The sequence below is a fragment of the Streptomyces sp. NPDC088725 genome, assembly GCF_044751305.1.
GTDB lineage: Bacteria > Actinomycetota > Actinomycetes > Streptomycetales > Streptomycetaceae > Streptomyces.
On the sequence record NZ_JBIVLO010000001.1, the window covers coordinates 488,673 to 501,221 of the forward strand.

A 12,549-nucleotide genomic window follows, 5' to 3' on the forward strand; every position below is an offset into this window, starting at 1 on the left:
CCATGCCCATCGAGAGGACCCCCACCGACCTGACCCAGGGTTCCGGGACCAGAGGCGGCATCGGCGAGTCGACCCTGCGCCCCGACGGCACCCTCAAGGTCACCGGCGAATTCGCGTACTCCTCCGACCTGTGGCACGAGGACATGCTGTGGGGTCACACCCTGCGCTCGACCGTCGCCCACGCCGAGATCCGGTCCGTCGACACGGCCGAAGCACTCGCCACGCCCGGCGTCCACGCCGTACTCACCTACGACGACCTGCCCGCCGCGGTGAAGCACTACGGCCTGGAGATCCAGGACACGCCGGTCCTCGCCCACGGCAAGGTCCGCCACCACGGCGAACCGGTCGCCCTCGTCGCCGCCGACCACCCGGAGACCGCCCGCCGCGCCGCCGCCAAGATCCGGATCGACTACGCGCAACTGCCCGTGGTCACCGACGAGGCGTCGGCGACCGCCCCCGGCGCGCCGCTGATCCACGAAGGCCGCGACGACCACCACATCGGCCATGTAGCCCACCCGAACATCGTCCACCGCCAGCCCATCGTCCGCGGCGACGCCGACGCGGCCGCGAAGCGCGCCGACGTGATCGTGTCGGGCGAGTACGTCTTCGGCATGCAGGACCAGGCCTTCCTCGGCCCGGAGTCCGGACTCGCGGTCCCCGGCGAGGACGGCGGCGTCGATCTGTACGTCGCCACCCAGTGGCTGCACTCCGACCTCCGCCAGATCGCTCCCGTCCTCGGCCTGCCCGAGGACAAGGTCCGGATGACGCTCTCCGGGGTCGGCGGCGCGTTCGGCGGCCGCGAGGACCTGTCGATGCAGATCCACGCCTGCCTGCTCGCGCTGCGCACCGGTAAACCGGTCAAGATCGTCTACAACCGGTTCGAGTCCTTCTTCGGCCACGTCCACCGCCACCCCGCGAAGCTCTGGTACGAGCACGGCGCGACGTACGACGGCAAGCTCACGCACATGCGGTGCCGGATCGTGCTGGACGGCGGCGCGTACGCCTCCGCCTCCCCGGCGGTCGTCGGCAACGCCTCTTCCCTCTCCGTCGGCCCTTACGTGGTCGAGGACGTCGACATCGAGGCGCTGGCGCTCTACACCAACAACCCGCCCTGCGGCGCGATGCGCGGCTTCGGCGCCGTCCAGGCGTGTTTCGCGTACGAGGCGCAGATGGACAAGCTGGCGGCGAGGCTCGGCCTGCACCCGGTCGAGTTCCGCCGCCTCAACGCCATGGAGCAGGGATCACTCCTGCCGACCGGGCAGCGGGTCGACTCCCCGGCGCCCGTCGCCGAACTGCTGCGACGCGTCAGAGCCAGACCACTGCCGCCCGAGCGGCAGTGGCTCACCGCGGGCGAGGCGGCCGACGTACGGGCGCTGCCGGGCGGCCTCTCCAACACCACGCACGGCGAGGGGGTCGTCCGGGGCGTCGGTTACGCGGTCGGCATCAAGAACGTCGGATTCTCCGAAGGCTTCGACGACTACTCCACGGCCCGCGTACGGCTCGAAGTGATCAACGGAGAGCCGGTCGCGGTCGTCCACACCGCGATGGCGGAGGTCGGCCAGGGCGGGATCACCGTCCACGCGCAGATCGCCCGCACCGAACTGGGCGTCGCGCAGGTCACCATCCATCCGGCGGACACCCGGGTCGGCTCCGCGGGCTCCACCTCCGCGTCCCGCCAGACGTACGTCACGGGCGGCGCGGTGAAAAACGCCTGCGAGCACGTACGGGAAGAGGTGCTGGAGCGGGGCCGGCGCACGTTCGGTACGTACCACCCCGCCTGGGCCACCGCCGAGCTGCTGCTCGAAAGGGGCAGGGTGGTGACCGACGGCGGCGAGGTCCTGGCGGATCTGGTGGACGTGCTGGGGGACGAGCCGGTGGAACGGGAGCTGGAATGGCGGCACCGCCCGACCCAGCCCTTCGACCTGCGGACGGGACAGGGCAACGGTCATGTGCAGTACTCGTTCGCCGCGCACCGCGCGGTGGTCGAGGTCGACACGGAGCTGGGGCTGGTGAAGGTCGTCGAACTGGCCGTCGCCCAGGACGTCGGCAAGGCGCTCAACCCGCTGTCCGTCGTCGGCCAGATCCAGGGCGGCACGACCCAGGGCCTGGGCATGGCGGTCATGGAGGAGATCATCGTGGACCCCGTGACCGCGAAGGTGCGCAATCCGTCCTTCACGGACTATCTGATCCCCACCATCCTCGACACCCCGGCCATCCCCGTCGACGTGCTCGAACTGGCCGACGACAACGCGCCTTACGGCCTGCGCGGCGCCGGTGAGGCGCCGACGCTGTCGTCCACCCCGGCGGTCCTCGCGGCCATCAGGGACGCGACGGGCCTGGAGCTGAACAGGACACCGGTACGGCCCGAACACCTCACCGGGACCTGAGCGTGCCGGTCCGCTGCCGGGCCGTCCGGTCGCGCTTCCCCCGGCATCGCCGGGACGGGACAGAAGATGATCACCCGGCTGGGCAACCGCAGACTCCCCTGACCTCTTGACCCCTTGAGGAGACCGAAGATGCTGGACATCGCCGAAGGGCTGAACCGGTGGGTCGGGCAGGGACGTGACTTCGCCGTCGCCACGGTGGTCGCGGTCGGCGGCAGCGCGCCCCGCGATCCGGGCGCCGCCCTCGCCGTCGACAGCGAGGGGACGGTGATCGGGTCCGTCTCGGGTGGTTGTGTGGAGGGGGCCGTGTACGCGCTGTGCCAACAGGCCCTGGCGGACGGGCGGAGCGTTCTCGAACGGTTCGGCTACAGCGACGAGGACGCCTTCGCCGTGGGGCTGACCTGCGGCGGTGTGCTCGATGTCCTCGTGACCCCGGTGCGCGCGGACTCACCGGCGCGAGGCGTGCTCGCCGCCGCGCTGTCCGCCGCGGCGCGGGGCGGGGGAGTGGCGCTCGCGCGGATCACGCGAGGTCCCCGCGAACTGCTCGGCCGCGCCCTGCTGGTGGACCGCGAGGGCGCGTACGAAGGTGGCTTCGGCGTACACCCGGAGCTGGACCGTACGGCTGCGGCCGAGGCGCGGGCCCTGCTGGAGGGAGGCCGTACCGGCACGGTGGTGATCGGCGCGGACGGCTCGCGCTGCGGGCAGCCGCTGACTCTGTTCGTGGAGTCGAGCGCGCCGCCGCCGCGCATGATCGTCTTCGGCGCCATGGACTTCGCCGCCGCGCTGGTCAGGGCAGGCACATTCCTCGGCTACCGCGTCACGGTGTGCGACGCGCGCCCGGTCTTCGCGACCGAGGCACGCTTCCCCGACGCGGACGAGATCGTGATCGACTGGCCGCACCGCTACCTCGCGTCGACCGAGACAGACGGCCGTACGGTGCTGTGCGTGCTCACACACGACGCCAGGTTCGATGTGCCGCTGCTGGAGGTGGCCCTCCGGCTTCCCGTCGCGTTCGTCGGCGCGATGGGCTCACGCCGCACCCATGAGGACCGTGAGAGACGGCTGCGCGAGATCGGTGTCACCGAAGGCGAACTGGCGAGGCTGCACTCGCCGATCGGGCTGGATCTGGGAGCCCGTACACCCGAGGAGACCGCGCTCTCGATCGCCGCGGAGATCGTCGCGTCGCGGCGCGGCGGCACGGGAGCCTCCCTGACGGGCGCGCACACACCGATCCACCACGACGGCGTGCGGGTCTTCCCGGAGGGACCTGTGGGGTCTTTCGCCTAGGGCGTGCCCGGCGGTTCTTCGCGGGCCTTGAAGCGCCCCGTTCCGTACCGCGACCCCCCACGGGCGCGGTACGGAACAGCGCCGCTGCCTGCCTCACGGCATGGGAGCGCTCCCAAGAGCGTCATTCAGGGGCGGTGCTCTTGTCAAGGCCGGGGGTGTGGCGGAAACGCGAGGATCGGGTGGTCTGCGGTGGTGCGGGCGATTCATGACGGTTCGTCTGCCCGACTGCCCCGCCATGCCTGACCGCCTCGCACTGTATCGCCGCCCGGTCGCTCCGCGCGCTCCTTCCGCTTCCGGCGCCCGCCGTCGGTGTACCCGCATCGCCGCAGCGCTGAACTCCCGGGCGCTCGGCGTGATGTGGGCGCCGGGGCGTGCGCGCCTGGAGTGAACCAGGTGCGTAAATGTCAGTGTTTCGTAACCGGAAGGGGGATATTCGGTGCGGAACGGGATGCGGCGTCACAGTGTGGATGTGCCCGGCGACCAGCCGGGTTCAGGCACCATCGGCGCCCCCGCACGGACGCCGTACGCAGGAGGATTCCCATGCTCAGCTCCGCATCCCGTATCACCGCGGCGGTTCTCGGCTCCGCGGCCCTCGTGGCCACGGCCGCCCTCCCGGCCGCCGCGGCCTCGCAGGCGCAGGCTCCGCGTCCACAGCGTTCGGCGGTCGTGCTCGGTGAGGTCCAGTACGACAGTCCCGGCCGCGACGACCGCTCCAACCGGAGCCTGAACGGCGAGTGGGTCACGGTCAGGAACAACGGTAGGCAGGCCGTGAATCTGAAGGGCTGGACGCTGGCCAAGGACAGCCGTCACACCTACCACTTCAAGAACCTGCGCCTGGCGGGCCGGCAGTCGGTGCGGGTGCACACCGGAGCCGGCCATGACACCGCCCGTGACGTCTACCAGGGCAGCCGCAGCTACATCTGGGACAACAAGGACACCGCGACCCTGCGTGACGCGCACAAGCGCACGGTCGACACCAAGCACTGGGGACCCCAGCACGGCGGCCAGCAGCACGGCGGCCAGCAGCACGGCGGTCAGCAGCACGGCGGTCAGCAGCACGAGGGTCCTCAGCGCGGAGGCCCCCGGCACCACTGAGGCCACGGCCGCCGAGTGACCGGTACGGCGACGCGCCACGGACCCGTGAGGTCTGTGGCGCGTCGCCGTGCGGAGGGCCCTCCGACTACAGCGGCAGGGCGCAGACGGCGACCGGCGCCGCGAACGGCTCACCCGCGGAACGCAGTTCGCCGCTCGCCCGGTCCACCTGGAAGACCGTCACCGAACTCGACCTCTGGTTCGCGGCGAACAACAGGCCCCCGTCCGGCGAGAAGGCGATCTGCCGGGGATAGTCGCCGCCGATCGGAACGGTGTCCAGCAAGCGCAGTTCGGCGCCGTCCGTCTCCACGGCGTACCGCGTCAGACTGTTGTCGCCGCGGTTCGCCAGATACGCGAAGGCACCGTCATCCGTGACCAGCAACTCGGCGGGGAAGTTGCTCCCGGCCTCACCCGCACCGCTGGACTGTGGCTCGCCGGGCGTGAGTTCACCGGTACCGGCGTCGTACGCGCAGACGACGACGGTGTTGTCCAGCTCGTTGGCCAGGTACGCGAACGCGCCGGACGGATGGAAGGTGAGATGGCGCGGGCCCGCGCCCGGCCGCAGTGTCGCGAACGAGACCTGCGTGAGTGTGCCCGCGGATTCGTCGAGGCGGTACGTGTACACCGTGTCATTGCCCAGATCCACGGCGAGGACATGGCCGCCGTCCGGACTGGTGATGATCTGGTGGGCGTGCGGGCCGTCCTGGCCGGGCCCCGGCGCCGGAGCGGAGTGCCTGACCGTGTCCGTGAGTTCGCCCAGTGATCCCGAGGCGTCGATGGGGTGAACGGACACACTCCCCGAGGTGTAGTTGGCGCTCAGCAGCCACCGGCCGCTCGGATGCACCGACAGGTGGGTCGGGCCCGAACCGCCGGTGGAGCGCGTGCCGAGCACCGAGGGAGCCTCGCCGGCCAGCGCGATCGCGGTGACGCCGCCGTCGTCCTGCTCGTTCACGGCGTAGAGCGTCGAACCGTCCGGACGCACGGCCAGATAGGAGGGGTTGGCGACACCGGTGAGTGTGGAGCCGCCCGTGATCGCGCCCGTCGCCGGGTCGTACGTCGCGAGGCCGATGCCGGTGCCACCGCCCGCCTCGGAGGTGTACGTCCCGAGGAACAGGGGCCGGGCCTCGGAGGGGGCTGCGGGGGCGGCGGGTGAGGGGGCCGGGCCGGGGGCGGATTCCGCCCGAGCGGAGGCGGGGACGGCGGCGATCGCCGCGCTCGCCGCGAGCGCTCCCACGAAGTGGCGGCGGCTCAGGCCGCCGAGAGGTCCGTTCGTTCGTTCCGCGCTGCTGGTCATGTCGGGCACCTCGTATCTGCGGTGGGGGTGGGGTGCGTGGCTGGAGTGCGTGGCGTTGTGGTGGCCGCACTCACAGTGACCCCCAACCACCTATGGCGACAAGAGGATTGACGTCAGCGCGGCGCTGTCCAAAAGCATGACGATCCGTCACCGCTTGTTTTGGATTCGCGCTCGATCCTCAATATCATCCGGCGATGATCATAAGTAAACGGTCCGCAGTCGCTGTGTGCGGCGCGCTGGCCACCCTGGCCGTAGGGTTGTTGCCCACATCCGCCGCAGCCGCAGACGAACCCCCCGCGCGACCCGCCCCGAAGGTCGATCTGGTCCTCGACGTCAGCGGCTCGATGCGCACCCGCGACATCGACGGCCAGTCCCGGATGGCGGCGGCGAAACAAGCCTTCAACGAGGTCCTCGACGCCACACCTGAGGGTGTGGAACTGGGCATCCGCACCCTCGGGGCCAACTACCCGGGGGAGGACACCAAGGTCGGCTGCAAGGACACCAAGCAGCTGTACGAGGTGGGCCCGTTGGACCGTACCGAGGCGAAGACCGCGGTCGCCACGCTCGCCCCCACGGGGTGGACCCCGATCGGCCCCGCGCTCCTCGCCGCGGCGGACGACCTCGAAGGTGGTGACGGCACTCGCCGTATCGTGCTCATGACCGACGGCGAGGACACCTGCGCGCCGCTGGACCCGTGCGAGGTGGCCCGCGACATCGCGGCCCGGGGCATCCACCTCGTCATCGACACCCTGGGGCTGGTTCCCGACGACAAGACCCGCAAGCAGCTGACGTGCATCGCCGAGGCCACCGGCGGCACCTACACGTCGGTACAGCACACCAATGAACTCTCAGGCCGGGTGACCCAGTTGGTGGACAGGGCGGCCGAGCCCGTCGTGACACCGTCCGCCGCCGAGGGTGCGAACCGCTGTGCCGACGCGCCCCAGCTCAAGCCGGGGGTCTACAGTGACCGCGAAAAGTTCTCGGAACACCGCTGGTACCGTGTGGATGTCCTGCCGGGGCAGGAACTGCGCGCCTCGGTCAGTGTCTCCGCCGACCGTGTGGTGGACAAGGACTACGCTGTACTGCTGCGCGCCCTGACCGTTCACGGCAGGGAGATCGTCCGCGGCTCCGAATCGGGCGACGGCCGTACCGATGTGATCTCGACGGGTGTGCGCTATCCGAAGGCGGCGGACCCCGACGCCGACGATGAGGTGAAGCCCACGCCCGAGACGGTCTGTCTCCAGGTCAGCAACGCCTTCTCGGCGCCCGACTCGGTGAAGACCACGCCCGGCCTGCCCGTCGAGCTGACCATAGATCTGGTGGACTCGCCCGTCGAGGCCTCGGACGTCGCCGCGTTCGGACTCGGCCGCGGCTGGTGGACGCTCGGGATACTCACCTTCACGGGTCTGCTCGCCGGATTGATCTGGGGCTGGATGTCGCGCTGGCGTCTAGACATTTAGTCATATGGAGGACTAATTGATGCGTTCCACAGGCACGTTGACACGTGACCTCACGCGCGGCGCTCTCGCCGCAACCGGGTCCCTGCTGGCCGCCTCACTGCTCCTCGCCGGAGCGGGAAGTGCCGCGGCGGAGTCGCCGAGCCCTTCGCCCGAGGCTTCGGACAGCGATGCGGGGCCGACCAAGGCCGGCACCAACTTCCTTACGGCCACGGCCTTCCGCCCGGGACAGCGGGCCACGGCCGAGGGCTCCACGGGCGACTACCTCTACTGGGTCGTCCCCGTCGACGCCGGACAGCGGGCCACCGTGACCGCCAAGGTCACGTTCCCCGGCCCCAGGAAGGGGGCCTCCACCTGGCAGGTCGACGTGTACGACGGCCTGCGCCGTCACCAGCCGTGCGCCTACGGCACACAGAGCAGGACGGTCGCCGGTGACGCACTCACCGTCGAGGTGCGCTGCACACTGCGTACGGTCCGGGCGCAGGCCGAAAAGTCGTCCAACGACCCACTGCCCGGGAGCTATTACGTACGGCTCACGGTCCTGGACGCGCAGGACGCCGACCTCGGTCTGCCGATGCACGCCGAGGCCGGGGCAGAGGTGAAGGACATGGGCGGCTCCACAGCCGTCGGCGGTCACCTCGCGAAGCCGCTGACCTCCGACGCCGTCGCGGCCCGGACGGCCGGCTCGCCGGAGGACGGCTGGTCGTCCGGCAAGTGGACGGACCGCTGGCTCTGGACGGTCGGCGGCGGAGTGCTCGCCGCCATCGCCGCCCTCGTCGGCTACTCCCTCGCACGGCCCTCGCGCCGTTCGGCGGGAGCGCCGCCACGGGCCTGATACGGCACGGAAGTTGAAGCGACGGGCGGCGGTTCCGGAACATCCGGGGCCGCCGCTCCGCTGTGGTGGCGCGAGGAAAACGGCCCGTACCGGCACCGGCACGGAACCCCTTGGCCCGGGCCGGGACCGTCCGGGATAGCCTCGACACCGTGACCTCGCTCAACGCGTCCGACGCGGCGCCGAAACTGCTCGCGATCAGCGATCTTCATGTGGCCTACGCCGAAAACAGGAAGGTCCTCGAGTCGCTCCGTCCCGAGTCCGAAGGTGACTGGCTGATCGTCGCGGGTGACACCGCGGAGATGGTGGCCGACATCGAATGGGCGCTGCGTACGCTCGCGCAGCGGTTCGCCAAGGTGATCTGGGTGCCGGGCAACCACGAACTGTGGACGCACAAGGACGATCCCGTCCGGCTTCGCGGCGAGGCCCGCTACCAGCATCTGGTGGCGATCTGCCGGGAGTTGGGCGTCGTCACGCCGGAGGACCCGTTCCCCGTCTGGGAGGGGCCCGGTGGCCCCGTCACGATCGCGCCGCTCTTCCTGCTCTACGACTACACGTTCCGGCCCGAGGGCACGCACACGAAGGAACAGGCGCTGAAGGTCGCGTACGACGCGGGTGTGGTGTGCACCGACGAGATGATGCTGCACCCCGATCCGTATCCGACGCGCGACGACTGGTGCCGGGAGCGCGTGCGGGTGTCCGCGGAGCGTCTCGCCGCCAGGAAGCCCGGCCTGCCCACCGTGCTGATCAACCACTGGCCGGTGGTGCGTCACCCCACGCGCGTCCTCACCTACCCGGAGTTCGCCCTCTGGTGCGGTACGGAGCTGACCGCCGACTGGCACGTGACCTACGACGCGGCGGCGGTCGTCTACGGGCACCTGCACATCCCGCGGACGACCTGGCAGGACGGTGTGCGGTTCGAGGAGGTGTCGGTCGGCTACCCGCGTGAGTGGAGCCGCGACCGGCACCCGAACCCGGCGCTGCGGCAGATCCTTCCCGTACCCGAGGCCAAGAAGGCCCCGGCGGCGGCCAAACCCCTGCGGGCCGGTTCATGATCGGGGAGATCCTGCCGGACGCGGTCGCGTGCGTGGGGCGGACCGACGACGTGACGGTTCCGGACCTCTTCCCGGAGGAGGAGGCGCTGTTGGAACGTGCCGTCCTCAAACGGCGCCGGGAATTCACCACCGCCAGGCACTGCGCCCGGCGCGCGCTCGCGGAGCTGGGCGTGGCGCCCGCGCCCATCCTGCGCGACCCGAAGGGCGCACCCGGGTGGCCGGACGGAATCGCCGGCAGCATGACCCACTGCGACGGCTTCCGGGCGGCGGCCGTCGCCCGGAAGACCGACATCCTGACGCTCGGCATCGACGCGGAACCGCACGAGGAACTGCCCGACGGGGTAAGGGAAGTCATCACGGCCGGTGACGAACTGGCCCTGCTGGCGAAGCTGTCGACGGCACGTCCCGAAGTGCACTGGGGCAGGCTGCTGTTCAGCGCGAAGGAATCGGTCTACAAGACGTGGTACCCGGTGACGGGGCGCTGGCTGGACTTCACCGAGGCGGAACTCGACATCGACGCGGACCGGGGCACCTTCACGGCGCGCCTGCTCGTCCCGGGCCCCGAACTACCGGGCTACGGAGCCGTATCGGAGTTCGCCGGACGCTGGGCGATACGCGACGGCATCGTGATGACGGCGATTGCGGTTCCGGTGCGCCCGGCCTGATATCCGGGCCTGTCCCCGGTTTGACAGCAGTGGCCTCCCGCCCTCACCCGGCTCTCGTCATCAACGGAGCCGGGTGACGCACGGGCGTCTCAGCCGCGCTCGGCGGTGAAGGCTCCGCCGGCGCCGAAGGCCAGCTCGGCGAAGCGCTCGCCGATGCGCCGGTGTGCCGCGGCGTCCGGGTGGAGCTGGTCGGGCAGTGGCAGCTCGGCGAAATCCGCCTCGCCGTAGAGGTCGCGGCCGTCGAGGTAGTGCAGGTTCGGGTCGTCGGCCGCGCGCTGCTTGACGATGCGGTTCAGTTCGTCCCGGATGACGTTGAGCGTCAGCTTCCCGGTGGCCCGTTCCGCGGGGTCTCCCGCCGCCCGGAACTGGAGCGTTCCTCCACTGAGGTTGCTGAAGTCCGGGGCGCTGGGGCCGGGGGTGTCCTCGTGGATGGCGCAGAAAATGGGCGAGACGACCAGCAGCGGAGCGGTCGGGTGCCCCTCGCGGACGGTGTCGAGGAAGCCGTGCACCGCCGGAGTGAACGCACGCAGCCGCATCAGGTCGCTGTTGACCAGGTTGATGCCGATCTTGACGCTGATCAGATCGGCGGGCGTGTCCCGCAGGGCGCGCGCGGTGAACGGGTCGAGCAGGGCGCTGCCGCCCAGACCGAGGTTGATCAGCTCCGCGCCGCCGAGGGAGGCGGCCAGCGCCGGCCAGATCGTGGTGGGGCTCGCGGCGTTGGAGCCGTGGCTGATCGAACTGCCGTGATGCAGCCACACGTTGCGGCCCCGACGATCCGGCAGTGCCTCGACGGCAGCGTCGGTGCGCAGGCCGACCAGCTGGGTGATCTCGTTGTACGGCAGCCAGATCTCGACGTCCTTCACCCGGTCGGGCAGACCGGCGAAGCGCACCGTGCCGACCGGTCCCGGCCGGGTTTCCGTGGCCCCGGTCGCCATGTCCGTCGTCAGGACATTGCCGCCGGACACACTGCCCCGCCCGGCCAGGTCGCCGTCGACCAGCAGGTCGTACACACCGTCCGGACGGGGCGGCGCGCCCGCGTAGGCCATCTTCGTGCGCAGTGCGTCCAGTTCGACGGTGGTGGCCCGGGTACGGAACACCAGCCGTACGCCCGATGGCTGGGCCTCCGCCATGGCGAGCTGCCCGTCGGAATACTGCGCGCGGGCCCGGGCGGGCAGGCGGTGCGGCAGCACGCCGTGCTCGGTGTGTTCCAGATCGAGCGCGCCACGCAGGAGCTCCGCGGTGATCGGTGTGGTGGTCCAGTCCGTTGCCCGGGGCGCGCCGGAGGAGCCGGGGACGGGGTCGTGCGGAGAGTTCATGGCCTCAGCCTGTCAATCGAATACCGGTGGCGCACATCATTTTCCGGCCACTGTCCACGGTCGTGACCAGTGGGGCCGGACAGGACGGCCTCCGCGACGGCACATCACCGTTCAGGGCAGCAGCCCCGCGCGGCGGGCCGCGACCACCGCTTCGAGGCGGGTGTGCGCGCCCAGCTTCCGCATGGCCGCGCGCAGGTAGCCCTTCACCGTCTCCGGGCGCAGGCCCAGCAGTTCGGCCGCCGCGCGGTTCGTCGAACCGGACGCGACGCAGGACAGGACGTCCAGCTCGCGCGGGGCCAGCCCGATCGGCATCCGGCTCTCCGGAGCGGAGCACCGGGCCGAGCCCCTCACTGAGCCGGGGGCCGGGCCCGGTGCGGCCGATACCGCGTTGGCCAACCGGGCGCAGACCGAGAGCAGTTCGTCACGCAGCACCGGGTCGGTGACCCGTGGCGCCAGCACGCGCAGATCGCTGTGGGCTGCGCGGACCTCCTCCCAGGCGGCGGGCCCCGCCACCGGCTCGCGCGTCACCGACAGCAGCCGCCGCACCTCGTCCCGCACGACCAACTCCTGCTCCACGTCCTTCGCGGCGGCCACCGCCGCGTCGAACGTGCGGTCGCCGATCGGGAGCGCGGTCCGCAGCGCGCCGTACAACACCCCGCGCACCGTGCGCCGTACGACCACCGGCACCGCGAGCACCGAACGCAGCCCCTCGGCCGCCACCGCCGCGTCGTACTCGTGGCTGATGTGGCGCGCCACGCGGTAGTCGGTCACCGCGCACGGCCGGGACAGCGCCATGGATTTGCCGCCGAGACCGTTGCCCGGTGAGATCGCGAGGCCGCGCAGCGCGCTCGTCACCGCGCCGTTCAACTCGGCGATGCGCATGGGGGCCGTACCGTCGCCGCCCGTGCCGATGCCGTCCGAACCGTCACGGCCGCCCGTACCGTCTCTGCCGCGCCTGCCGTCCGTGTCGTACGCGTACAGCAGCCCGCCGAAGGCGACGGGCAGCCCGGTCGTCCCGCGCAGCCGCCGCAGCGCCGCCCGCATCTCCGACGCCTCGACCGCTTCCGCCATGCCCGCCTCTTCCTCACGCGTCAACAGGCCGCCCGCCCGCACGACCACCCCCGTCCGGGGGTGGTGAGACCTGTGTCACTGATTACACGATGCTGG

10 protein-coding genes are annotated in these 12,549 nt (G+C 71.2%); 7 read left to right on the forward strand and 3 right to left on the reverse strand.

Annotated elements, in window-relative coordinates:
- Nucleotides 1-2 precede the first annotated feature (2 nt).
- From pucD to ACIP6N_RS02135, 3 genes are all read left to right on the forward strand, one after another.
- Nucleotides 3-2,387, forward strand: coding sequence for a xanthine dehydrogenase subunit D (gene pucD, locus ACIP6N_RS02125; RefSeq protein ID WP_401812099.1), 2,385 nt, complete (start codon nt 3-5; stop codon nt 2,385-2,387).
- A gap of 129 nt (nt 2,388-2,516) precedes the next feature.
- Nucleotides 2,517-3,671, forward strand: a complete 1,155-nt coding sequence (locus ACIP6N_RS02130) for an XdhC family protein (protein WP_401812100.1) — start codon at nt 2,517-2,519, stop codon at nt 3,669-3,671.
- A 540-nt stretch (nt 3,672-4,211) separates the two neighbouring features.
- Nucleotides 4,212-4,766, forward strand: a complete 555-nt coding sequence (locus ACIP6N_RS02135; RefSeq protein WP_401812101.1) for a lamin tail domain-containing protein — start codon at nt 4,212-4,214, stop codon at nt 4,764-4,766.
- Nucleotides 4,767-4,851: 85 nt separating this feature from the next.
- Here the strand turns inward: ACIP6N_RS02135 and ACIP6N_RS02140 are convergent, their stop codons facing one another.
- Nucleotides 4,852-6,057 (reverse strand): lactonase family protein, encoded by a 1,206-nt coding sequence (locus ACIP6N_RS02140; protein ID WP_401812103.1) that lies wholly within the window; start codon nt 6,055-6,057, stop codon nt 4,852-4,854.
- Between the two features lie 194 nt (nt 6,058-6,251).
- On the opposite strand from ACIP6N_RS02140, the gene ACIP6N_RS02145 reads away from it, so the two are divergent.
- The 4 genes from ACIP6N_RS02145 (at nt 6,252) to ACIP6N_RS02160 (ending at nt 10,066) form a co-directional block, all read left to right on the forward strand.
- The gene (locus tag ACIP6N_RS02145; protein ID WP_401812105.1) at nt 6,252-7,517 is read left to right on the forward strand and encodes a VWA domain-containing protein; all 1,266 of its coding nucleotides are present in this window, start codon (nt 6,252-6,254) and stop codon (nt 7,515-7,517) included.
- 19 nt (nt 7,518-7,536) lie between these two features.
- Entirely contained in the window at nt 7,537-8,349 is an 813-nt protein-coding gene (locus ACIP6N_RS02150) for a hypothetical protein (protein ID WP_401812106.1), read from the forward strand.
- A 149-nt stretch (nt 8,350-8,498) separates the two neighbouring features.
- Entirely contained in the window at nt 8,499-9,401 is a 903-nt protein-coding gene (locus ACIP6N_RS02155) for a metallophosphoesterase family protein (RefSeq protein WP_401812107.1), read from the forward strand.
- Nucleotides 9,398-10,066 carry a 4'-phosphopantetheinyl transferase gene (locus ACIP6N_RS02160; protein WP_401812108.1) on the forward strand — a complete coding sequence of 223 codons (669 nt, stop codon included), beginning with the start codon at nt 9,398-9,400 and terminating at the stop codon, nt 10,064-10,066. The genes ACIP6N_RS02155 and ACIP6N_RS02160 overlap by 4 nt, the downstream gene beginning before the upstream one ends.
- A gap of 89 nt (nt 10,067-10,155) precedes the next feature.
- On the opposite strand, the gene ACIP6N_RS02165 is transcribed toward ACIP6N_RS02160, so the two are convergent.
- Together ACIP6N_RS02165 and ACIP6N_RS02170 are read right to left on the reverse strand one after the other, a co-directional pair.
- Nucleotides 10,156-11,382, reverse strand: a complete 1,227-nt coding sequence (locus ACIP6N_RS02165; protein ID WP_401812109.1) for a GDSL-type esterase/lipase family protein — start codon at nt 11,380-11,382, stop codon at nt 10,156-10,158.
- A 111-nt stretch (nt 11,383-11,493) separates the two neighbouring features.
- Nucleotides 11,494-12,453 carry a response regulator transcription factor gene (locus ACIP6N_RS02170; RefSeq protein ID WP_401812110.1) on the reverse strand — a complete coding sequence of 320 codons (960 nt, stop codon included), beginning with the start codon at nt 12,451-12,453 and terminating at the stop codon, nt 11,494-11,496.
- Nucleotides 12,454-12,549: the final 96 nt, after the last annotated feature.

Bases quoted from the DNA above. Each gene is read 5' to 3' on its own strand.
- pucD (WP_401812099.1), top strand. From the start codon at position 3: ATGCCCATCGAGAGGACCCCCACCGACCTGACCCAGGGTTCCGGGACC.
- ACIP6N_RS02130 (WP_401812100.1), top strand. From the start codon at position 2,517: ATGCTGGACATCGCCGAAGGGCTGAACCGGTGGGTCGGGCAGGGACGT.
- ACIP6N_RS02165 (WP_401812109.1), bottom strand. From the start codon at position 11,382: ATGAACTCTCCGCACGACCCCGTCCCCGGCTCCTCCGGCGCGCCCCGG.
- ACIP6N_RS02140 (WP_401812103.1), bottom strand. From the start codon at position 6,057: ATGACCAGCAGCGCGGAACGAACGAACGGACCTCTCGGCGGCCTGAGC.
- ACIP6N_RS02150 (WP_401812106.1), top strand. From the start codon at position 7,537: ATGCGTTCCACAGGCACGTTGACACGTGACCTCACGCGCGGCGCTCTC.
- ACIP6N_RS02160 (WP_401812108.1), top strand. From the start codon at position 9,398: ATGATCGGGGAGATCCTGCCGGACGCGGTCGCGTGCGTGGGGCGGACC.
- ACIP6N_RS02145 (WP_401812105.1), top strand. From the start codon at position 6,252: ATGATCATAAGTAAACGGTCCGCAGTCGCTGTGTGCGGCGCGCTGGCC.
- ACIP6N_RS02170 (WP_401812110.1), bottom strand. From the start codon at position 12,453: ATGGCGGAAGCGGTCGAGGCGTCGGAGATGCGGGCGGCGCTGCGGCGG.
- ACIP6N_RS02135 (WP_401812101.1), top strand. From the start codon at position 4,212: ATGCTCAGCTCCGCATCCCGTATCACCGCGGCGGTTCTCGGCTCCGCG.